This window comes from Bartonella sp. HY406 (assembly GCF_025449315.1).
In the GTDB taxonomy this organism is placed as follows: domain Bacteria; phylum Pseudomonadota; class Alphaproteobacteria; order Rhizobiales; family Rhizobiaceae; genus HY038.
Genome location: NZ_CP104893.1, coordinates 1361540 through 1386720, shown reverse-complemented (window position 1 = coordinate 1386720; position 25181 = coordinate 1361540). Strand labels below are relative to the sequence as shown.

Sequence of the window (25181 nt, the reverse complement as noted above, 5' to 3'; positions counted from 1 at the left end):
TTTTAGAAAAATTACTAAAGCTGCTTAACATAGCTTGACCATATTTAGTTTTCTAATTTGATCAACAAAAAACAGCAATAAAAAAGGGGGCAGCGCCCCCTTTTTTATTGAATGCGGCCACTTGCATGAGCAAGCATAGTATATACTTTACCAGTATCGGAGGTCAAATACTCACGCACAGTATCGTTATTACCGCCATTTTTTGTCACATCGCCGAGCAAGCGCTCAAAATCTGTAATATATTGGCTTACAGCGCGACGGAACTCACCTTCAAGTGCATATTTGTGCTTAATTTTCTCGAATATCTTCAAACCATTCGCATTATATAGGCGATTTGGTGTGATATTTCGTTGTCCGCGGCGATAATACTGCCAAAGCTCAGCAATTGCATTGCGATCAATACCTTGAACAATATCAGCAGACATCGAGGTTAAGGTATCACCAGCATTTTCAGTGATAGGCTTTGCGGTATTAACAGGAGCATGCGTTGCCCCCTTATCCACATCATCACGCGAAGCCCTAGCTAACAAATCTGATACCCAACCACGAGATTGATTTGAACGCTGCGCTGATGCCGCGCGTGGATCTTGATGGCCAGAATTCGCATCCAAACCACGATTGGCGGTTTGTTGTGTTGTCTGTGTTTGCGGTGCAAATGCTTGTGGCTGTACTTGTACATTTTGTGCAGGCGCTGCTGCCTTGAATGCAGGCTGTGGCTGATAATTTGTACTACCAACATTACGCGCCGTAGAACGTACTGGTTCATTTACCACTGATGGATTTGATCCAGATAAATAACTTGCTGGCAATGGAGCGCTGTTTTGTAATGGAGCAGCATTTTGCACTTGCGAAACCGCAGAATTATTACCTACAGCGCCAGTATTCTGCGGAGCACGAGTATTGGTTGGCGCTGGCGTAAATTGAGTTGTCGCAATTGAAGGCATTATTGAAGGCAATGGATCAACATGTACATCATTCGCACCTGCCCCCACAAGATCAGCTTGTAGCACAGCCGCCTTTTGCTCTTGCGGAGCAAAACTGCGCACAGGTTGAACTACACTTTGCTTTCTAGGTTCTGAAACAAAAAGATTGGGCTGATTAACGGCACCAGCTGCAGGTGTCGACACATCGAAAACACGCCCGGATTCTTCAACAATACCTGACAATTCTTTCAAAGCTTCGATTTGTTCAACTACCGCTTTACGCATAGCTTCAGTATATTCTTTTGTCTGAGTTGGAAGTGTCCGCACACCGCGACTTAAATCAGCACGAGTACGCGCCAACTCTTCACGAATTTCTTCGGCAGACTTACGAATTTCAGATGTTGCACCTTCAAAACGGTTAGATGCATCATTCACCATTTCACTCAAAGATGATTGTAATTGCACAGTTGAAGACCGAGCCCGCTCTTCCGTGCGCTTCATAATTGCAGCAATGATTTGTTCGCAGTTTTGCATTGTTTCAGATACTTCTTCCGATTTCTGCACCAAACCATTTGCTAACGATGCCAATGCAACTTGCCGTTCATCAAGACGGTCATTGAACATATCATGAGAACGATCAAGAAGACCGGTAGCTTCCGTTAAAATCTTGGCATGATCATCAAATTGCTGCGAAAATTTAGTAACGCCGTCAAGTGTTAATCTTGAAAGACCATTAAAGCGCTCAAGATCACTATTAAGATTACTACTTGTTACCGCAAAACTATCTGAAAGCTGACCAATATTTTGTTTAAATTCATTGGTCACATCATTTAGGCGTGTATCAACTTCATAAACACCATTACGAAGCGCATTGACAGTTTGCTGGATAGTACCATTTGACGTATCAAGCCGATCTAAAAGCTGAGCAATGCTTTCAGAAATATCATTTTTTATCGCTTTAACTGCAGAAACTGTTTCATCCGAACTATTAGAAAAATTACTAATAAATGTATTATTTTCAGACCGCAACCGCTCTTCAGCTGCGCGTGTAACTTCCTTAAGCTGATCGCTAAATTGGTTAGTCAACATGCCAAGCGAGTCACTTGTTTTAGTTGCAGCAGCTTGCAATTGTTCAGTTAGGCCGTGCAAATCTTGCGTTTTGTTCACAAGCTGAGATGCTGTTTTTTGAGTAATTTCAGAAATACGTCCCTCAATAGAGCTCAAACCTGTTGTAACACGTTCTTCAATAAGATTAATATTCTCTTTCAAGAATACCGAACGATCCGCGAGCTTTTGCTCTACTGATTGGGCAGCTTGAACAACAGAGCCACCAAGCCGCTCACCAGCGTTTGCTAGCAGATTTTCAGCTTTATCAGCTTCATCTGCTAATGACAAAGCAACTTCATTCATGCGATTATTAATGCGTTCAAGACCACCGGATAACTGATCATCAATTTTGAATGTTTCTTGTTGCAACCTTGATGAGGCAGATGAAACATGGCTGCTTATAGCGCTAAAACTATTTTGCAACTGTTCATCAATTTTTTGGGCTTCGCCTGTAAGGTTTCCAACAGCATCGACCATTTTCTCATGGATACGATCAATACTGGTTGATAATTGATTATCAACCTTACGTGCTTCTTCATTAAGGTTTGCAGCAGCGCTTGCCATTCTATGGCTAATCAAATCTAGCCCCACTGCAATTTGACCATCAATCTTACGCGCTTCATCGTTAAGGTTGGAAGATGCATCAGCCATACGATTGGCAATAAGATTTAAACCTGAATGAATATTACCTTCGATAATACGAGATTCAGCGGTCAAATTTGCAGCAGCATCAGCCATACGGCTGCTGATTAAATCAAGACCGGCATGAATTTGCCCCTCAATTTCCTGCATATTGCTCTTGAGCATCTGATCTCGAACATTAAATTGTTCATCAACATTTTGTGCTGCCTGAACAACTGAACCTGACAAGCGTTGACCAGCAGACATAATAATGTTGTGGGCCTTTTCTGCTTCATTACTAAGGTTTGCAGCAGTGTTAGATACGCGATTTTCAATTACGCTAAACCCATTGCTAAGTTGTAGCTCAATATCTGCAACATTCTCCTTGAGATATACAGCACGCTCTTGCAATTTGCGCTCAACCTCAAAAACCGACTCAAGCACAGATTCATTTAACTTATCACCCGCACGTGCAATCTGGTTTTCAGCTCGCTCAGCCTCGGATGCCAATGTACCGGAGACTTCTGAAATACGTTCTCTTAAAGTTTCTGACAAAGACAAGGCATTTTGTTCAAGAACTGCACGAACATTCGTAACACCGATCTCCAACGCATTTTGCATTGTTGCAGAACGCTCATCAATTACGGCTGTTTGTGTTTCGAAAGCTTTATCTAGTAATGCACTATTATGCTCGACAACTTCTCTCAAACTTAACGCACGTTGATCAAGTTTTTTACCTTGCAGTTCTAAACGCTCATCAACAGTTTCAAGAATACCGCCAATATTATTCTTCAATTCAATCGCTTGTTGAGAAATAATATTGCCGTGATTGTAAAGAGTTTCTTCAATAACTCCATGGCTATGCTCAATAACACCCTTCAAATTACTTTGACCATTAAGCATAAGATTATTTAATATATCTTCACCGTTGGACAAAGTATCTTTAAGAGCATGCTGACTATTATGCATGATATTGTTAAAATTAGCCTGGCTTTGACTTAAAGCATCTTCAAGGACAGCTTGATTACCAGACAAGGTTTCTTTTAATGCATGGTGACCATTATGCATGATATTATTAAATGTTGCCTGACTACCACTTAAAGTATCTTCAAACATCGCCTGATGACCAGACAAGGTTTCTTTTAATGCATGCTGGCCAGCACCAAGAACCTGCTTGATATCTTCTTGCCCAGAAGAAATAGCGTCACCAATAGCAGTTTCGCTTTTCGTAAGCGTTTCTTGAACACCAATAATCCGTTCATCAATTGCCTGCGCCAAGTGAACGTGATTTTCAGCAAATACATCCTTAAGTCTCGAAGTTTGGTCTTCAAGGCGCTCAAGCTGCGCCATAAATGTCGATTTCAATACATCATCATTAGTCAAAACAGCAGATTGAACGAGATCTACATGCTGTCCCAAGGCTTCGGTAAATGAAATATTACCTTGAGCAATCATATCGCGAATATGAGCAATACGCGCTTCAATTACCCCAGCTTGCTCACCAAGAACTGCATTTAACGCTTCACTATTCATTTTAAGTGAATCATTTAAGGCGGTTGAACGCGCTTCAAGGTTTTGCGATTGCACTTCTATTGCTTCGCGTGCAGTCTCGAAGCCTCGAGAAATAGTTTCTTCGAACTTGGCGCTACGAATTAAAAATTCTTCAGACTGAGAGGTCGTCTTTTCATCAACAGACTGGATATTCGTTAAAAGCTTTTCTTCTATCTCGCCAACGTGACGAGAAAGCAAACCTAATTGGGTCGAAACAGTCGCAACAATTTGTGCGGCTTCCTTTTCCAAAGTATTTGAAAGGCGCTCACGCCCTTCCGTAAACTGATGGATAAAGCCACCTGCCCGCTCGTCAACCAATTTAGCAATAGTTGTTCCGACAATTTCCATTTCATGGGAAAGCCGCACTTTGGTTTCTTCAACCACTGATAAAATACCGTCTCGCCCGCCAGTTAAGGTCTGGGCAATGTCGCGAGTACGCTGTTGGAATGCATCATTAATGCGACCAACATGAGTATCCAGTGCCACATTTAGTTTATCAGTACTTTCCTCCAAAGCTTCAGTGCGAGCAATGAACGAGCGAATTAATGAGGTACTACGATCATTTAGAGATTCGTCAACTTGATCAAGACGCTTTTCAAATGCTTGAATAGCCAAATTGGTCGCAGTATCAAAACTTGTTGAAAGTTCGCTAGCTTGCTTTTCTAAATCCAAGATTTGATCGGTAAACTGACGCAAAGATCCCTTAGTTTTTTGGTTAATGGTATTGTCTACATGACTAAATTTGTCATTAAATTCATTTACTAAGCGATCAGTCGAGGCTTTAATACGTGCATCAATATCTTCTGATCGTTCTTCAATTTCGCTAAGGCTACTTGAGATAGCATCTGTTACGCTAGTACCGTTTTTAGCAAGACGGCCCGAAAGAAGAGCAAATTGCTCCTCCACCTTAGTGATCTGTTGGGCAAATTGATCAACAGAAGATACCGCAAGGTTATCGAGCGTTAATGGAAGATCTTGCGCGCGACTTTCTAGCCTTGCAATCTGTTGCGAGAATGTAGCAAGTGACTTCTCACCGCGTGTTTCAATCGCTTCATCAAGACTATCAAATTTATTTTGGAAGTCGCTAAGAACTTTATCAGCAGTTGAGCGCAATCTTGTATCAATATCATCGGAGCGCTTTTCAATATCAGAAACACTATCATTAACAGCTTCGATAATCTTTTCACCGCTATTGGCTAAGCGCCCTGTAAGACTATTAAAGCGGACTTCGACATCTTCCGTTCTATCATGGACGATTTTAACAAAATCATCCATTTTAGAACCAAGCCGCTCTGCCACAGCGTTACTTGCTTGCTCTGTATGCTGGTCAATTTGCGCAAAACGCGTATCAAGCTCCTCAAAGAACCGACCACGTGACGCGTCAAAGCTTTGAACAGTTTCAACAAATTTGTTTGATAATTGCTGAGCGACGCCCTCATTTGCTGTATTAAATTCATCGACCAATTCGCCCCAACGCATATTAAGTGTGTCGGATAGAGTCGACGTAAAAGATTCAGCCGAAGCATTTATATGGTCTGCAATCGAGTTAAATTCACGCGTAAGCTGATCTTTAGCCCCTGTAATGGTTGTTTTTACATGCTCAGCATGTGTGGAAACAGCTTCTCTTTCATTTGCAAGCTCAATGATAAGCGACCTGATGCGATTTTCATTTTCACTATAAGCTTGTTCAAGATTATTGACTTCGCTTTGCAATAACGCTTCAAGTTCGCTCGCGCGAGAAATAGTACGATCAATACCATCACCCATCGCTTCAACTTCTTGACGAATAGAAGAACCAAGGCTTTGAACGCGCTCTTTTGATTCCACATCGGGTTCAAGCAAACGGCGCGCAGCAATATTAATTTCTTCAACTGCATCTTGAAGTTCTCGCGCGCGCCTAGCCAGCTGTGCAAAACCGGTAAACATCAATATTGGGACAATCGTTCCTGCTGTGACAAGCAAGCCTGAAGCACTCGTTAAAAAACCTCCCAAAGAACTATCCGCAGCAAGCTTATAAGCTGTCGCGACCCCACCCACAAACCACAAGGCTCCTAAGGCAGTAGTACTCCAAAATACCGGTCCGAGCTTGGATTTCCTTTTACCCTTAAAAGCTGGGAAACTAGCATCTCGCATAGAGGTGCTAGCCAAAGAAATTTCTCGACGCTCTTTATTCTGTGTCGTATGTTGCGAGCCAGAATCGATATCAGGCTGTGAAAAAACAGAGGACCGCTCGGAATTAGCGACAGTTTCCTTAGCTTTCTCTTCTTTTTTTGACGCGCTAATCTCTTTAATCTCCGTACCACCATTTTCATTGCTGGCAACATTTAGACCTATACGACCTAAATCGCGGGTATTTGAATGGTCAGAAACGGTCGAGCTTGGTGTTTTAGAGCTAATTACATCCTGAACATCAGAATCAATCGAAGCCGCAGCTAAAGACGAATGATCACTATTGCCACTTTTAGACAAACTCCCTACACGTGGAACAGGACGCACGTTGGTGACTTCCGGAGCTATTTCATCATTTGTCAAACTAATGCCATTTGATAATTCATCAGCGACTGCATCCATGAATGATACAGAAATATCATTATCCATTAGCTTTTCGTTTACCTGACCAGAAACTACCTCTTCAGCAAGACTTTCAGATTTATTGGTATGAGCAACAAGTTCTTCAGCAGCCAATGCCATTTGCTGTTCAAGACTTTCAAGATCAAAAAGCTCTGAATCAACTTCATCAAGAATACTTTCTTCAAAAGCGCTTTCCAAGCCAAGCTCTTGCAACAATTCTTCATCATGACTATTTTGATCTGGAGTTTTTGCACCATCAATATGATCGGATGAACTGCTATGAGACAATTTTTCTTGAGATGTATTTTGTTCTACTGCGTTTTCTTCTATTGAAGGTGAGCGCAAAGCATCATCATCAAAATTAAAGTCAAGAGCATCCTCTAAAGCGGCTTCAACATCGATATCAAACTTATCTGCTTTGGTTCTACGTGCCATAATCCGTCTCATCACCATTATTAATCTGCAAGAATCATTTCTGCAAGACTAGTCGCTTTATGCCTGTTAAGAAATGTGAAAGGAAGAAGTTCTGAACAAAACGCGATACAAAACAGAACAAATCAATTACATAATTACGTAACACCTTAAGTGAGAATTAACGTAAAAGCAAATAATTTCAGTTATTAATAGGATAATTTTATTATGGTAAAAATATTGTTTATAACTTTGCCAGAAATGAACGAAATAGCAATAAATGGCGAAATTGGCACATCATTAATGGAATTGGCAGTCCTCAACAGTATAAAAGGAATCATTGGTGAATGTGGTGGCGCGTGTGCTTGCGCCACATGCCATGTCTATATTGATGAAAAATGGCAAAACGAATTGCCTGAGCCAAGCATAATGGAAATTGATATGTTAGATTTTGCCGATGAGATTAATGAGAATTCTCGTTTAGCATGTCAAATCTTTTTAACCGAAAATATGGACGGCCTTAGAGTTTTTATTCCATAATATATAAACGCTATAATCGTCTTAATTCTAGACAGAAAACAATAAAAGAGCGAATAACAAAAAGGGCGGATATCTCCGCCCTAAATTCTTTCTAAAACAAAATAAAAATTATTTCGTATTAACTGCTTCTTTAAGAGATTTGCCAGCTGAAAATTTAGGCACGTTACGAGCAGGAATATCAATTTCTACATTGGTTGTTGGGATACGACCCTTAGTAGCGGCACGATGAGATACTTCGAAGGCACCAAAACCAGGCAAACGTACATCACCGCCAGCTTGCAATGCTTCGGTAACAGAAGCAATAAATGCATCCACAGCTGCACCAGCTTGCACTTTTGTAAGACCAGCTTTTTCTGCAACGGAGCTGACGAGTTCGTTCTTATTCATTCGGTATTTCCTTTCCTGATTTACCGGAGACAAAACAATACAATTTTAGCTATAAAGCAAGTTTATTCAAATCTACAGCAATTTGAAGAAAAAAATGCTGCAACCACCAGTTTTCTGGCGTTTTTCATTATTTACTTGCAAAAAAGCAACAAAATTTCATTCAAAACAAAAAAAAGAGCGGTAAAAACCGCTCTTTTCCTCTTTTTTTAACGTGAATCAGTGCGCTATTGCATGAGCACTCTTGTCTTCGTCTGTATCTGAAGCCGTTGAAACTGGACTCAATGGCTCTGTCCATTCAATAGCCTCTGGCTGACGGACTAAAGCATGCTTAAGCACTTCACTTGCATGAGATACTGGTATTATTTCCATATTATTCTTAACATTGTCTGGAATATCCACCAAATCCTTGGCATTTTCTTCCGGGATAAGAACTGTCTTAATACCACCACGCAATGCAGCAAGCAGCTTTTCTTTCAAACCGCCAATCGGCAATACGCGGCCACGCAATGTAATTTCACCCGTCATGGCGACATCCTTACGCACAGGAATGCCAGTCATAATAGATACAATTGCTGTCATCATGCCAACGCCAGCTGAAGGACCATCTTTTGGTGTTGCACCTTCTGGAACATGGACGTGAATATCACGTTTATCAAAGAAAGGTGGCTCAATACCAAAATCAACAGCTCGCGATCGTACATAAGATGCAGCAGCTGAAATCGACTCCTTCATAACATCACGTAGGTTACCAGTTACAGTCATGCGACCTTTACCTGGCATCATGACACCTTCAATAGTCAGCAACTCACCACCAACCTCAGTCCAAGCTAAACCAGTAACAATACCAATTTGGTCTTCGCCATCAATTTGGCCAAAGCGATAACGCTTAACACCAAGATATTCGTCAATATTATCAGCAGTGATTGTAACGGATTTTTTACCTGTCTTAATAATCTCGGTTACTGCTTTGCGAGCAAGCTTCATGAGCTCACGTTCAAGGCTTCTTACACCTGCTTCACGAGTGTAATATTGAATAATCGAGCGGATAGCACTTTCATCAACAAAAAACTCATCTTTTGAAATTGCATGATCACTAATGGCTTTAGGCAATAAATGACGCTTTGCAATCTCAACTTTTTCATCTTCTGTATAACCAGCAATACGGATAATTTCCATACGATCAAGCAATGGCCCTGGAATATTAAGTGTATTAGCTGTTGTCACAAACATGACGTCAGATAAATCATATTCAACTTCCAGATAATGATCCATAAAGGTTGAGTTCTGTTCTGGATCCAACACTTCCAATAAAGCAGATGATGGATCACCACGGAAATCTTGTCCCATTTTATCAATCTCATCCAAAAGGAAAAGCGGATTAGAACGCTTAGCCTTTTTCATTGATTGAATAATTTTACCGGGCATTGAACCAATATACGTACGACGATGACCGCGAATTTCTGATTCATCACGTACACCACCTAACGACATGCGAACATATTCACGACCCGTTGCCTTAGCAATAGAACGTGCAAGCGACGTCTTACCAACGCCAGGAGGGCCTACCAAGCAAAGAATTGGACCTTTAATTTTAGAAATCCTACTTTGCACGGCGAGATACTCAACAATACGTTCTTTTACCTTATCAAGGCCAAAATGTTCTTCATCAAGAACCTTTTCTGCAAAATTGAGATCCTTTTTAATCTTGGACTTTTTACCCCAAGGAATCGTTAGCAACCAATCAAGATAATTACGCACCACAGTTGCTTCAGCAGACATTGGCGACATGGAGCGAAGTTTTTTAACCTCAGCTGCGGTCTTTTCCTGAGCCTCTTTGCTTAACTTGGTATTTTTTGCAAGCTCTTCAATTTCAGATACTTCATCACGGCCATCTTCGCCTTCGCCAAGCTCTTTCTGGATCGCCTTCATCTGTTCATTGAGATAATATTCTCGCTGAGTTTTTTCCATCTGGCGTTTAACACGCGATCTAATACGTTTCTCAACCTGCAGAACTGAAATTTCACCTTCCATAAAAGAAAGCGCTTTTTCAAGTCTTTGGGCAACAGAAAGGAGCGATAGCATTTCCTGCTTTTCAGAAAGCTTAATAGCAAGATGCGATGCAATGGTGTCTGCTAATTTTGAGGGCTCGTCAATTTGGCTAACTGCCGTTACAACCTCTGGTGAAATCTTTTTATTCAATTTCACATAATTTTCAAAATCAGCAACAACCGAACGTGCTAAGGCCTCAATCTCAACCTTGTCTTCCTCACCTTCGTGAAGAACCAATGCCTCAGCCTGAATGTAACCATCATCTTCTGAGAACACCGACAATTGAGCACGCGCCACACCTTCGACAAGTACCTTAACCGTACCATCAGGTAGTTTAAGCAATTGCAAAATATTAGCTAAAGTGCCAATTTCATAAATGTCTTCAGTTTTTGGATCATCGTCGGCGGCATTTTTTTGCGTTGCAAGCAAAATTTGCTTATCTTCACGCATAGCCACTTCGATAGCTTTAATTGACTTTTCACGCCCAACAAAGAGCGGCACAATCATATGCGGGAAGACAACAATATCTCTTAGCGGCAGAACGGCGTAAAGCCCGTTCTCGGCTTTTTTAGTCTTCTCGTTATTTTGCATTTCATGTCCTTTCTGGGACCAACGGCCCCCACCGCCATAATGCATGCCCCAATTTTTGCAAACATGCATCACGCTTCTGAACAGATAATTGGTTGCCAAAAGCATCAAATTCAAGCCCTTGGCGCAGTTTAATTATTAGATCGTATAATTAATGAATATTTTTCTCTAATTAATTATGCTATAAGTGCTTCTCCTCAACATCACTTCAGCCTTTCCAATTATCAGCAGTCAAATCAAAAAAGCTATAGTAATGGATATGATACAATAAGCAATAATATAAAGCCCTAAATGGGCTAATTTAGGGCATTTTGCAAGTCAAATAATAATTATTTTGACTATCTGAACAACCCTTACTCTATATCATCGGAATTTAAAGCCTCAAAAACCATTTGATCGACCAGCTTTTCAATCGCCAACCATTGCTCGATTTTTTGTATAACGCCGGTAATGATAGGCACCTGCACGCGTTGGCGCATAAAATGTGCAAAAACATTAGTCAAGTCCTTCTTATTATATAAAATAAACTAAACATCACGGGTCAGCATAGAAAATTCCATTCAATCGCGCTGCGCTGAATGCTGCTTGCACGCATACCATGAGCAATACCTTCAGCCGATACGCGAAAGCGTCTTAATATATGAAAGTCCCCTGCTAGCATTGCTGCATTATTTCCATAAAGGCGCAATATATCATTCGTAGCGGTTGCTAAATCTGCATTAAAATGAGGAGGATTACCATCAGATTGACTAATACCGGTGTTCGACCTTGAAGCTTTTCAAGAACGTCCTCCATGCTTTGAATAAAATTATTGCTATCACTAACTTTTTGTCCGACAATACCCTTGCAAGGCAACCGATGATTTTAGCTTCCAATGATAAAGCTGACAAGTGGTCATGATAAACAATAACTGCGCCATCTTTGGTTAAGCAACCGTCCAACAATATAGGGAAATTTTGATCAGCAACAAGGCAAAAAGCCGTTAAAACATTTTCCGCAATTCCTTTGGAATTGTTATGCAAACCGTGATGAACGATCAGTTGTTATTTTAACCGGTCAAGCGTCATATCACTTTTTCCTTTTATCAGAAAAAAGGATATATATGGAAGCTATGTAAAAGACCAATGAAAATAGCTTTATGTCTATAAACACTTTCAAGCTATCAAAATGAATATCACAATGCTTAAGACTCTGGCCCACATACAAAAAACGATGTATCCTTCAATTGATGAATTGAAAGAATGGACACAAAAGGCAATGTCAATATTGAAGTAAAACGTGTCTCCATGTATCATGAAGATATTGGTAGATATATGCTATTCCATTACGTTCCTTCTAGTCTGCATTATATAATAGAGACTGACATATTAGATTATACTACACGAGCAAGTATTGCAGAATTGCTTTATACTATTTCAATCTACGATTATCATTCGCAAAATTTGAGTATATAACATTTAACTTCATTTGGAAAAATATTACCCCGTGTTTTATTATTGGGTTAGGAAAAAGAAGTCTAATTATGCGCGCGTCTTGCATTAAAATAGATTAACATGGTTTTTGATGGCGGCATAGGCGCAAGATATCTTGGTTGGTTTATGTTGCTGCTAGCGAAGGATTGGTTAAAACCAAAGACAATAACTTCATGACAAATTTTTGCAAGATTGAGGTTAAATTGCTAGGGCCGGCTTAGGATAAAGCATTGCAAAACTGGCATAGCGAAATATGATTTTTGTCGACCAATTAATGAGTTAAATGGCTGATTATCATTTATCCAATAGAAAACCAATAAAATTTGAGCGAAATGAACTTTACATTGATTTTGAACCAAAGTATTTTGGCTTTATCCAATAGATAATATTAGCTACATTAAGACTGCGCAAAATGCACGGGTTCCCTAATCCGCATTTTAGCCATCCACTTTTTTCAGCAACGGCACTTGTTAAACTTAATCCTCCAACACATGGCCAAAAGATGAATTAATGGATGCAACCCAAAAAAGTTTCCTCCAGATTTATCTTGCAACACCATCGATAAGCAACATCAATCAGTTGCGTGATGAGCAAAATTAACATTTAAACAGTTAATGTCATTCACGCCTAAAACCCTCAGCGTTTTTATCTAAATATTAAAATCTAATCACCTTTATTGATTGTGAACAATTACAAGCCTTACCCTATAACAAGAGTCGCTTATTAGCAATTTCTCCACAGTATTGATTGATAAAAATCAATCGTAAAAATAATAAAAATCAATTATATAAGCAACATTATTCATATACAAAACTAAGTAAATCAATCTGATAGCTTTCAAAGAGCTTTCCTTCTTTAGATTGATTCAAATCAACGACTGTATTTATTCTAAGTTCATATTGCCAGCATCGACGCAACGAATTTCATCGTGATGCGTTTTAACCAGACTAAATTTGCTGGATAAAAAAATGGAAAACAAACAAATCAAGGCCCCCGCTGGGCAAAACTCCGCGTTATGGTTGAGCACTTTTGCTTTTACCATTTGTTTCGCCATCTGGACTATATTCGCAATTATTGGCGTTCAGATCCAAGACCAGTTAGGTTTATCCCAAAGCCAATTTGGACTCTTAGTTGGTACACCAATTTTAACCGGCTCGCTCGTTCGTATTCCGCTCGGCATCTGGTCCGAACAATATGGTGGACGTCTTGTTACTCTTATAACAATGCTTCTAGCTGCTATTGCTACATATCTTCTAACCTTTGCCACAACCTATAATCAAATGCTTCTTGCAGCTCTTGGTATTGGTCTTGCTGGTGGTGCCTTCTCCTCTGGCGTTGCTTATGTCGCTCGTTGGTTTAAAGGTAGCCCGCGCCTTGGTCTCGCACTTGGTATTTTCGGCGCTGGCAATGTTGGAGCGGCCGTTACAAAACTTTTTGCGCCAACTGTTTCTAATATTGGCGGCGGCTGGCATGCAGTGGCAATTATTTGGGCCATAGCCCTTGCAGTGACTGGTATTATATTCTTTGTCTTCACCAAAGACGATCCTACACTTGTTGCACAACGTAAAAGTGGTCAAAAGCCTAATAGCAGCTGGCTAGAGCTATCCCCGCTCGCCAAATTGCAAGTATGGCGCTTTTCACTGTATTATTTCTTTGTTTTTGGTGGCTTTATCGCCCTTGCTGCATGGCTTCCTAAATATCTTATGAATGTTTATGCATTTGATTTAAGAACAGCAGGTATCGTTGCTGCATTTTTCTCAATCCCTGCCAGCTTGTTCCGTATTTATGGTGGTTATCTTTCTGATACTCTTGGCGCTCGTAAAGTTATGTATTGGACGCTTACTGTATCGGTTATCACATCCTTTTTCCTTTGCTACCCACCAACACAATATACTATTGAAAGCATAAATGGTCCAATCTCGTTCCATATGGCAACAGGTTACATTACCTTTACCATTATTGTGTTTATCCTTGGCTTCGCCATGGCACTTGGAAAGGCCGCAGTTTATAAGCATATTCCGGTTTATTTCCCTGAAAATGTCGGTGCTGTTGGTGGTCTTGTTGGTATGATTGGTGGTCTTGGCGGCTTTATCCTACCTATCATCTTTGGAAAGATTCTTGAAATTACCGGCGTCTATACCACTTGTTTTATGGTGCTTTTCGCAATTGCCGCCGTTTCCCTCCTTTGGATGCACTTTTCAATTCGCCGCATGGAACAACAACGCCTTGCCGAAATGGGTGAGACCCTTGCCGAATTTCCGGAGCTACGCTAATGTCTAATCCTAATAATAAATACGTTCTAACTACTTGGAACCCTGAAAATGCGTCATTCTGGCAACGGACTGGTAAAGCAATAGCTAATAAAAATCTTTGGATCTCAATTCCTGCACTTCTTTTAGCTTTTGCTATTTGGCAAGTTTGGTCCGTAACAGTATCAGAACTGCCTAAAGCTGGTTTTAATTATACAGCAACGCAATTGTTCTGGCTTGCGGCTCTTCCCGGTCTTTCAGGCGGTACTCTTCGCATTTTCTATTCGTTTATGGTACCAATTTTCGGTGGCCGTCGTTGGACAGCTCTTACCACTGCATCGCTTTTAATTCCTGCAATTGGTATTGGTTTTGCCGTACAAAACCCAGAAACCCCTTATTGGGTTATGGTGGCACTTTCATTGCTTTGTGGCTTTGGTGGCGGTAACTTCTCATCATCAATGGCTAATATTTCCTTTTTTTACCCAAAGAGCGAAAAAGGTAAAGCAATGGGCTTAAATGCTGGCATTGGTAACCTTGGTGTATCAGTTGTTCAATTAGTTGTTCCCCTTGTTATCGCCACTAGCGTTTTTGGCTGGCTCGGCGGCAACCCACAGACAATCACCCAAGCTAATGGTGCAACATCATCAATCTGGTTACAAAACGGTGCCTTTGTCTTTGTGCCTTTCATCATTATTTGTACGATTGCTAGCTGGTTTGGTATGAATGATATTGCTGATGCTAAAGCTTCATTCGCTGATCAGGCAATTATTTTTAAGCGCAAAGACAACTGGTTAATGTGCGTTCTTTACATGGGTACATTTGGTTCGTTTATCGGTTTTGCTGCTGCATTTCCTCTTTTGATGAAAGTTACTTTCCCTGAAGTAAATGTTCTTAATTATGTCTTCTTAGGGCCATTAATTTCAGCTCTTGCACGTGCTGGTTCTGGTGGCTTGAGTGATCGCGTTGGCGGTGGCCGTGTGACATTGATTTCTTTCATCATTATGATGGCTGCTCTTCTTGCTGCACTCTATTTTGTAGCAAATCCTGAAAATCCAATTGCTTTTGGTGGCTTCTTTACCTCATTCATGGTGCTGTTCTTTGCAACAGGTGTTGGTAATGCATCTACATTCCAAATGATCCCAGCAATTATGAGCCGCGTTATTGATAACACTATGCCAAGTGCAACAACTGAACAAAAACGCCATCAAACAGAGCGTGAATCTGCTGCAATCACAGGCTTTACTGCCGCAATCGCTGCTTATGCTTTCTTCATCATTCCAATCAGCTTTAATGCTTCAAAGCTTTATTATGGTGGTCCACAAGCAGCTCTATTCGGCTTCCTAATTTTCTACCTCATCTGCCTTTTTATTACTTGGTTTTGCTACACCCGTAAGGGCGCAATTCTACACATTGAAGGTCAACGCGCAAAGCGTATCCAATCGACAGGAGACCAAAACAAATGAGTAATTTACTCGATCGTCTCAACTTTCTTGCCCATAAGCGCGAAAAATTCTCCCAAGGCCACGGTATTACTACCGATGAAGACCGCAGCTGGGAAGATAGCTATCGTAAGCGTTGGCAGTATGACAAAATCGTTCGCTCAACCCATGGTGTAAATTGCACGGGTTCATGTTCATGGAAAATCTATGTAAAAGGCGGTATCGTTACTTGGGAAACCCAGCAAACCGATTACCCACGTACTCGGCCTGATCTTCCAAACCATGAACCACGCGGTTGTCCGCGCGGCGCAAGCTATAGCTGGTATATGTATTCAGCAAACCGCGTTAAATACCCACTTATTCGAGCACGCCTTTTAAAACTTTGGCGCACTGAACGCGTTCTTAAAACACCTGTTGGTGCATGGGCTGCCATTCAGGAAAATCCTGAAAAGCGTCGTGAATATCAAAAAGTACGTGGTCTTGGTGGATTTGTCCGTGCAACTTGGGCAGAAATGAACGAGATTATTGCAGCTGCAAATGCTTACACTGTGCGCAAATACGGTCCAGATCGCGTTATTGGTTTCTCGCCAATTCCTGCAATGTCAATGATCTCATATGCTGCTGGTGCACGTTATTTGTCATTGCTTGGCGGTACTTGCATGTCCTTCTATGACTGGTATTGTGATTTGCCACCAGCATCACCAATGACATGGGGCGAACAAACAGATGTTCCTGAATCTGCTGATTGGTATAATGCCGGCTTCTTGATGCTTTGGGGTTCTAACGTTCCACAAACGCGTACACCGGACGCACATTTTTATAGCGAAGCTCGTTATAAGGGCGCGAAATCAGTTGTCGTTTGTCCAGACTATTCTGAAGCCGCCAAATTTGCTGATATGTGGCTTCATCCAAAACAAGGTACTGATGCCGCCCTTTCAATGGCATTTGGTCATGTTATTTTGCGTGAATTCCATCTTGATCGCCAAGCTGAATATTTTGATGATTATTGCCGTCGTTATACCGACATGCCAATGCTTGTTCGCCTTACTGGTAAAAATGGTCATTATATTCCTGATCGCTTATTGCGCGCTTCAGATTTTGATAAAAACCTTGGTGAAGACAATAACCCAGAATGGAAAACAATTGCGGTTGATAGTTTAACTGGCGAATATGTTGCACCTACTGGCTCTGCTGGTTTCCGTTGGGGTGAAGATGGCAAATGGAACCTTGAACAAAAGGATGGTAAGGGTCGCGACATCACTTTGGAAATGAGCTTTATGCTTGAAGGTGACCATGATGCCGTTGCCGATGTTGATTTCCCTTATTTTGGCAATAAGGAACATGATTATTTTGAAGGAACAGACCACGATAGCGTACTTACACGCAAGGTCCCTGCCCGCAAATTGAAACTTCCTGAAGGGGAAGTCATGGTTGCGACAGTCTTTGACTTGTTTGTTGCTAATTATGGTCTTGAACGCGGTTTCAAAGATCCTAACTGCGCCACAAGCTATGATGAAAACATTCCTTACACCCCAGCTTGGGCCGAAAAAATTACTGGTGTACCACGTGCAAATATTATTTCTGTTGCTCGTGAATTTGCGCGTAATGCTGAAAAGACCAATGGTCGCTCAATGGTTATTCTTGGCGCTGGCTTGAATCACTGGTACCATATGGACATGAACTACCGCGGCATTATTAATATGCTGATTATGTGTGGTTGTATCGGTCAATCTGGTGGTGGCTGGAGCCACTATGTTGGACAAGAAAAGCTCCGTCCGCAAACTGGCTGGACACCTCTTGCATTTGGTCTTGATTGGGCACGCCCACCACGCCACATGAATTCAACATCATTCTTCTATGCCCACACCGATCAATGGCGTTATGAAACAGTTAAGGTAAGCGATTTGCTTTCACCTACTGCGCCTGAAGGTCCATGGGAAGGCTCATTAATTGATTATAATATCAGAGCTGAGCGCATGGGCTGGTTACCATCTGCACCGCAGCTTGAAACCAATCCACTTGATCTTGCAAAACAAGCTCAAGAAGCTGGCATGGAGCCTAAGGATTTTGTGGCGCAAAGCCTAAAATCAGGCAAATTGAAAATGTCATGTGAAGATCCAGATGCAGAAGTAAATTGGCCACGCAATATGTTTGTTTGGCGCTCAAATCTGCTTGGTTCATCAGGTAAGGGACATGAATATTTCCTCAAGCATTTGCTAGGCACTTCAAATGGTGTACTTGGCAAAGATTTGGGTGAAGAAGGTCGTGCGGGCTCGGTTGAGGCTGTTTGGCATGATGAAGCTCCAGAAGGTAAACTAGATCTTTTGGTAACGCTCGATTTCCGTATGTCCACAACTTGTGTATATTCTGACATCGTCTTGCCTACCGCAACATGGTATGAAAAGAACGACCTTAACACCTCGGATATGCATCCTTTCATCCATCCTTTATCAAGTGCTGCCGACCCTGCATGGGAAGCACGTAGCGACTGGGAAATCTTTAAAGGCATTGCAAAGCGCTTTTCTGAAATTGCTCCTGAAGTCCTTGGTGTTGAAAAAGACGTTGTTCTTGTACCAACTTTGCATGATACTCCAAATGAACTTGCACAGCCATTTGATGTTAAAGATTGGAAAAGAGGCGAAATCGAACCAATTCCTGGTAAGACAATGCCAACAGTTGCTGTTGTAGAACGCGACTATCCAAATCTTTACAAGCGCTTTACAGCTCTTGGACCATTACTTAAAAACATTGGTAATGGCGGTAAGGGTATTGCTTGGAATACTGATCATGAAGTTGACTTCCTCGCAAAACTTAACGGTGTTGTTGAAGAAGAAGGCGTTACAAAAGGTATGCCTAAGATTGAAAGTGATATTGATGCAACAGAAGTTGTGTTGTCGCTTGCGCCGGAAACAAATGGTGAAGTTGCAGTTAAAGCATGGTCCGCTTTAAGTAAAATCACTGGTCGCGACCATACCCATCTTGCTATCCCAAAAGAAGATGAAAAAATTCGCTATCGTGATATTGTCGCCCAACCGCGTAAGATCATTTCCTCACCTACATGGTCAGGATTGGAATCTGAAGAAGTCTGCTATAATGCTTGCTATACCAATGTTCATGAGCTTATTCCTTGGCGTACAATTAGTGGTCGTCAGCAGCTTTATCAGGATCATTTATGGATGCGTGCATTTGGTGAAGCCTTCTGCGTTTACCGTCCTCCAATTGATACCAAAACTGTAACACCTGCATTGCAAGCCAAAGCCGATGGGCAGCCACATCTTGTCTTGAACTTCATCACACCTCACCAAAAATGGGGTATCCATTCAACCTATTCTGATAACTTGCTTATGCTTACGCTTAACCGCGGTGGCCCCGTTGTCTGGATTTCAGAGCCAGATGCCAAACGTGCAGGCATTATCGATAATGACTGGGTTGAAGTTTATAACAGCAATGGTGCCTTGGTTGCCCGTGCAGTTGTTTCACAACGCATGAAAGACGGAACAATGTTCATGTACCATGCGCAAGAAAAAATTGTTAACGTCCCTGGCTCTCCATTAACCGGCCAACGTGGCGGCATCCATAACTCGGTTACCCGCGTTATTACTAAACCAACCCATATGATTGGTGGCTATGCTCAACTTTCTTATGGCTTTAACTATTACGGCACAGTTGGTGCCAACCGAGATGAATTCGTTGTCGTTCGCAAATTGGCAAAAGTTGATTGGTTAGATGATGAATTACCCGAACATGCAGCAAAGGAGGCGGCACAATGAAGGTCCGCGCACAAATAGGTATGGTCCTCAATTTGGACAAATGTATCGGCTGTCACACCTGTTCGGTGACATGTAAAAACGTTTGGACAAATCGTGAAGGCGTAGAATATGCTTGGTTCAACAATGTTGAATCAAAGCCAGGCATTGGTTTTCCTAAGGATTGGGAAAACCAAAAACGTTGGAATGGCGGTTGGGTTAGAAAGTCTAACGGTAAGTTAGAACCTAAAATCGGTTCAAAATGGCGGGTATTGGCAAAGATTTTTGCCAATCCTGACCTACCAGAAATCGATGATTATTATGAACCATTTGATTTTGACTATGAGCATTTGCAAACCGCTAAAGAAAGCAAAGCAATGCCAGTTGCTCGTCCGCGCTCAAAAATTAGCGGACAGCGTATGGAAAAAATTGAATGGGGTCCAAACTGGGAAGAAATTCTTGGTGGCGAATTTGAAAAGCGCTCAAAGGATTATAACTTTAACGGCGTTCAAAAAGACATTTATGGACAATTTGAAAATACATTCATGATGTATTTGCCACGCCTTTGCGAACATTGCCTCAATCCTGCTTGCGTTGCATCATGCCCATCAGGCGCTATTTATAAGCGCGACAATGATGGTATCGTTTTAATCGATCAAGATAAGTGCCGTGGTTGGCGCATGTGTGTTTCTGGCTGCCCTTATAAGAAGATTTATTATAACTGGTCTTCTGGTAAATCAGAAAAATGCATTTTCTGCTATCCACGTATTGAAAGTGGTCAGCCAACAGTTTGCTCTGAAACCTGCGTTGGACGTATTCGTTATCTTGGTGTTATTCTTTATGATGCCGACAAGATTTCTGATGCAGCTAGCACTATGAGCGAAGAAGATCTGTACGAAGAACAATTGAAGATGTTCTTGGATCCTAATGATCCAGCTGTAATTGATCAGGCTCGCAAGGATGGTATTTCTGAAGAATGGTTGGACGCTGCAAAGAATTCACCCGTTTATAAGATGGCAATGGAATGGAAAGTGGCTTTCCCACTTCATCCAGAATATCGCACCTTACCAATGGTTTGGTATATTCCACCACTTTCACCACTGCAGTCAGCAGCTGAAGCTGGTAAAATTGAAATGGATGATTTTATTCCAAATGTTCGCTCATTGCGTATTCCGGTTAAATATCTAGCCAATCTTTTGACCGCAGGTAAGGAAGAGCCAGTTATTTCCGCTCTTGAACGTATGCTAGCCATGCGTGCTTATATGCGTGCAAAAACGGTTGATGGGGTGATAGATCCATCAATTCCTGAAAAAGTTGGCATGGACCGCGAAATGGTTGAACACATGTATCATGTCATGGCGATTGCTAATTATGAAGACCGCTTTGTGGTGCCAACAGCCCATCGCGAAGTCAGTGAAGATGCCTATGAAATGCGCGGATCTTGTGGCTTTTCATTTGGTAATGGTTGTTCAGGTAGTAGTTCTACTGCTGAGCTTTTTGGTAGCAAAAAACCTCGCCACCATACAGCAAGCGGAATGTTGAAGGAGAGCGCATAATGCATACGGATCTTAAAATTCTATCCATTCTATTAGCTTACCCTGAAGAAGCACTAAAGCATGATGCAAGCCTTCTTGCCGCAACGTTAGAAGAGACAAGTGAGCTTGATGCGCAAACATTAGCTAAGGTCAAACACTTGATTGCAACCCTTGGTGAACGTGATATTTTTGAAAGCCAAGAAGAATATGTCACTTTGTTTGACCGTACACGCTCACTCTCATTACATCTTTTTGAACATGTTCACGGCGAAAGCCGTGATCGTGGACAAGCGATGGTTGATTTGAAAATCATGTATGAAGAAGCTGGTCTTGAAATTAATGCCAGTGAATTGCCTGACTATCTGCCCATGTTCCTTGAATATCTTTCAACAAGAACCGCAGATGAAGCTCGTCAATCCATTAGCGACATCTTGCACATTGTAACAGCAATCGGCGAACGTTTACAAAAACGCAATTCTCCTTATGCTGCAGCATTTACCGCATTGGAAGCCCTATCAAATGGTGGTGCGGATAAGGCATTGCTAGATGAACTTCGCAATATGGAAGAAGATGATCCAAACGACCTTGAAGCGCTTGACCGCATCTGGGAAGAAGAAGCCGTAACATTTGGTGCAAATCAAGGTGAAAATGCCTGTGGACCGGATCGTTTACGTACAAGGCTGCGGGCGGCAAATCGCGACGCGACCCATAGCCAACATTAAGGAGAAACCCCATGTATTCGTATATTAATACACTTTTATTTGGGATCTATCCCTATATTGCCCTCACTGTTTTGGTCCTAGGCTGTATTGCCCGTTATGATCTTGATCCCTATACTTGGCGTTCAGGATCAAGCCAATTATTAAGACGCAAACAGCTTATCTGGGGTTCTGTTTTATTCCATGTCGGTGTATTGTTGATTTTTGGCGGCCATCTTGTTGGTCTTCTTACACCTCTTGCGCTTTTTGATGCATTAGGAATTAGCCATACATTTAAGCAATTACTAGCTATTTGTCTTGGCGGTGTTGCTGGTACTATGGGTATTGTTGGTGCAACATTACTTGTTCACCGCCGCTTGTTTGATGCCCGTGTTCGTGCCAATTCAAGTTTTTCTGATACGATGATTATCATTTTACTTTGGATTCAATTGATGCTTGGTCTTCTAACCATTCCATTATCACTTGGACATCTTGATGGTCATGAAATGGTGAAATTCATGAATTGGGCTCAAGGAATCTTTACATTCAACATTGCTGCATCAAGCTATATTATTGATACAGCAGCTGTATTCAAACTGCATATTTTCCTTGGACTTACTATTCTTCTGGTTTTCCCATTCACTCGTCTTGTTCATATGTTGAGCGTTCCTGTCCGTTATATTTGGCGTCCAGGGTATCAAATTGTGCGTAAGGCTGAAAAAAATGCACCTATGGTGCGTGAACCCGCAGAATAACAGTTAGGGGATCCTTTACCTCCCATACACCCGTTAAGGGGTCCCCGACCAAATCTTCCGAAATTTGCATATTGGTTTTATAAGCTTAACAGCTTTGGCACCCTCAATCCCCCCCGCATTTTGAGGGTGCCTACCCGATAACGAATTTAACTTTTAAGCTTAATTTTCTAAGCTAAAATATTTGATACCCTTGAATTTCCCCCGCAGTTTAAGGGTATCAAACCAATGTCAAATAAAACCTATGATTAAGATTTTATATTATGTTCCAAATTGGGAACAACTTGATCAATCAAGCGTTTAAAACGGTCAAATCGATAAATTACGGTTATAAACTCAACTCTCACCGCTAATTTTAGCGACAAGGCAGAATTTAAGTTATAACTATTATAAAAAGCATAACTTTCGTCATTTATCTGCAGACTCATACCTGAAACTGCGTTGTTTCAATTGATGAAAGACCATGAAAACGCTATGGAGTAAATTATGGTAACCCTTTTCAATAGTAAAACCGAAGATAATACACCAAAACCCTATAGCAAAAAACAGGATGTTGACACTCGCATTCCGCCAAAGGCGAAACCGGTTTTCAACCAGATTAGTGTCAATGGAATTACCATAGAAGAAGCAGATATTTTGGCAGAAGCGCAAAATCATCCCGCAGAAAATCCAGGTGAAGCGCTTACAGCAGCAGCACGCGCCCTAGTTATCCGCGAATTACTATTACAAGAAGCCAAACGCCTTGATCTTTATAGTGATGAACTATCAAGCGATCAACGTAGTGACACACCGCAAGACATTGCAATCAGTAAATTAATGGATCAAGAAATATCTGTTCCCAATGCAACTCTTGAAGATTGCCAACGCTTTTATAACAATAATACCGACCGTTTCCTATCCGATATGATTGTGGAAGCTCGCCATATTCTTATTAGTGCAGATCCAAAAGTACAGGCTGACCGTGATGGCGCAAAAACAATCGCCACAGAAATTATCCGTAACCTCGAATTAAGTCCATCACGTTTTAATGAGCTTGCAAAGGAATATTCTGACTGTCCTTCATCGATGCATGGCGGCAACCTTGGACAATTAACCACCGGTAGTACGGTACCCGAATTTGAACAAGCATTGAAAATTGCTGAAGGTGCAGGACTCCTCAAAAGCCCAGTTGAAACCCGTTACGGTTTTCATGTCGTTGACATTATTCGTAAAATTCCAGGAACTCCTCTTCCCTTTGAAGTTGTAAAAGATCGTGTTAGTGCTTGGCTAGAAGCATCAAGTTGGTCGCGAGCTGTTTCGCAATATATATTAATTTTAGCAGGAAACGCCAAAATTGAAGGCATTGAAGTTTTGCCGTCAGATGGACCATTAGTGCAATAAAATGATATTTACTATCACTTTAGAAGTGTGTTATTTATAATCACACTTATCGAAAGCGAAAGACATGCTTGACACGGTCAAAAACAATAAATCAGCTTTAAAGCCCTCACAATTACAAGATGGCTTTGGACGAAATGTAAGCTATTTACGTCTTTCTGTAACAGATCGTTGTGATTTACGCTGTGTCTATTGCATGTCTGAAGATATGGTTTTTTTGCCTAAAAAGGAACTATTAACTGTTGAAGAACTTTATCGTGTTTCTTCAACCATGATTAATCTTGGTATTAAAAAGATTCGTCTAACCGGTGGTGAACCATTGGTTCGTCGCGGCATCATGCAGTTGTTCGCCATGTTGGCGCCCCATATTGGCAAAGACCTTGAAGAACTCACATTAACTACCAACGGTACCTTGCTTGACCGCCATGCAGGCGAACTTGCCTCATTTGGGGTAAAAAGGGTCAATATTTCATTGGATACGTTGAATCCTGCACGCTATGAGGATATAACCAGGTTAGGCGATATTGCTAAAGTTTTCCGTGGCATTGATGCAGCACTGGAAGCAGGGCTGAAAGTTAAAATAAATACCGTTGCCATGAATGGGCATTTTTTAAGTGAGGTAGATGAACTTATTCGCTTTGCCCATGCACGCAACATGGACCTAACATTAATTGAGGAAATGCCTCTTGGTTATACAGGCCATGATCGAGTCGAGACTCACCTTTCACTTACTAAACTACGCGAAAGTCTCTCGCAACGTTGGACGCTTAACTCATCGGCTAAAAGCTCTGGTGGCCCAGCGCGTTATGTCACAGTTGAAGAAACCGGCGGTCAGCTTGGCTTTATAACACCACTTTCTTGCGATTTTTGTGCGAACTGCAATCGCGTCCGCATAGGCTCAACCGGTCGTTTATATCCATGTATGGGGCAAACTGGCATGGTTGAGTTGCGTGAAGTTCTACGTTCAAGTGAAGCAAATGAGCATTTGATTGAAAAAATCTATTCCGCAATTGCAGGAAAGCCAAAAGGCCATAATTTTTTGATAGAAAAAGACAAGGTATTTGGTATTGCACGCCATATGTCAGAACTTGGCGGCTAAGCGGCCAAGTTCTGACCTAAATAATATGGTTAGCCTTGCCAATCGACTTTAGTGATCCTCCTGCCA

General features: G+C 41.5%; 12 protein-coding genes and 1 pseudogene. 8 read left to right on the top strand and 5 right to left on the bottom strand.

Features of this window, described 5'->3' with window-relative positions; genetic code table 11:
* Positions 1-104: 104 nt before the first annotated feature.
* Positions 105-7208 carry an apolipoprotein A-IV repeat region-like domain-containing protein gene (locus tag N6B01_RS05790; RefSeq protein ID WP_262080331.1) on the bottom strand — a complete coding sequence of 2368 codons (7104 nt, stop codon included), beginning with the start codon at positions 7206-7208 and terminating at the stop codon, positions 105-107.
* 204 nt (positions 7209-7412) lie between these two features.
* Here N6B01_RS05790 and N6B01_RS05785 point away from each other — a divergent pair, with 204 nt between their 5' ends.
* Complete coding sequence (locus tag N6B01_RS05785; RefSeq protein WP_262080329.1) at positions 7413-7724, top strand: 2Fe-2S iron-sulfur cluster-binding protein; 312 nt, start codon at positions 7413-7415, stop codon at positions 7722-7724.
* Between the two features lie 108 nt (positions 7725-7832).
* Here the strand turns inward: N6B01_RS05785 and N6B01_RS05780 are convergent, their stop codons facing one another.
* From N6B01_RS05780 to N6B01_RS05765, 4 genes are all read right to left on the bottom strand, one after another.
* The gene (locus tag N6B01_RS05780; protein WP_182419340.1) at positions 7833-8111 is read right to left on the bottom strand and encodes an HU family DNA-binding protein; all 279 of its coding nucleotides are present in this window, start codon (positions 8109-8111) and stop codon (positions 7833-7835) included.
* A gap of 216 nt (positions 8112-8327) precedes the next feature.
* On the bottom strand, positions 8328-10751 hold the full coding sequence (lon, locus tag N6B01_RS05775) for an endopeptidase La (RefSeq protein WP_262080328.1): 2424 nt from the start codon (positions 10749-10751) through the stop codon (positions 8328-8330).
* A 350-nt stretch (positions 10752-11101) separates the two neighbouring features.
* Positions 11102-11251 carry a hypothetical protein gene (locus N6B01_RS05770; protein ID WP_262080327.1) on the bottom strand — a complete coding sequence of 50 codons (150 nt, stop codon included), beginning with the start codon at positions 11249-11251 and terminating at the stop codon, positions 11102-11104.
* Between the two features lie 38 nt (positions 11252-11289).
* Positions 11290-11436 (bottom strand): hypothetical protein, encoded by a 147-nt coding sequence (locus tag N6B01_RS05765; protein ID WP_182419337.1) that lies wholly within the window; start codon positions 11434-11436, stop codon positions 11290-11292.
* A gap of 1752 nt (positions 11437-13188) precedes the next feature.
* Here N6B01_RS05765 and N6B01_RS15170 point away from each other — a divergent pair.
* From N6B01_RS15170 to moaA, 7 genes and pseudogenes are all read left to right on the top strand, one after another.
* Positions 13189-15932, top strand: a pseudogene (locus N6B01_RS15170) (nitrate/nitrite transporter).
* Entirely contained in the window at positions 15929-19678 is a 3750-nt protein-coding gene (locus N6B01_RS05750) for a nitrate reductase subunit alpha (RefSeq protein ID WP_262080324.1), read from the top strand. Before N6B01_RS15170 ends, N6B01_RS05750 begins: the two are co-directional and overlap by 4 nt.
* The gene (narH, locus tag N6B01_RS05745) at positions 19675-21210 is read left to right on the top strand and encodes a nitrate reductase subunit beta (protein ID WP_262080323.1); all 1536 of its coding nucleotides are present in this window, start codon (positions 19675-19677) and stop codon (positions 21208-21210) included. The genes N6B01_RS05750 and narH overlap by 4 nt, the downstream gene beginning before the upstream one ends.
* Entirely contained in the window at positions 21210-21911 is a 702-nt protein-coding gene (gene narJ / locus N6B01_RS05740; protein ID WP_182419332.1) for a nitrate reductase molybdenum cofactor assembly chaperone, read from the top strand. Before narH ends, narJ begins: the two co-directional genes overlap by 1 nt.
* A gap of 11 nt (positions 21912-21922) precedes the next feature.
* Complete coding sequence (gene narI / locus N6B01_RS05735) at positions 21923-22642, top strand: respiratory nitrate reductase subunit gamma (RefSeq protein ID WP_182419331.1); 720 nt, start codon at positions 21923-21925, stop codon at positions 22640-22642.
* Between the two features lie 483 nt (positions 22643-23125).
* Entirely contained in the window at positions 23126-24019 is an 894-nt protein-coding gene (locus N6B01_RS05730) for a peptidylprolyl isomerase (RefSeq protein ID WP_262080321.1), read from the top strand.
* A gap of 64 nt (positions 24020-24083) precedes the next feature.
* Entirely contained in the window at positions 24084-25115 is a 1032-nt protein-coding gene (gene moaA / locus N6B01_RS05725; protein ID WP_262080319.1) for a GTP 3',8-cyclase MoaA, read from the top strand.
* Positions 25116-25181: the final 66 nt, after the last annotated feature.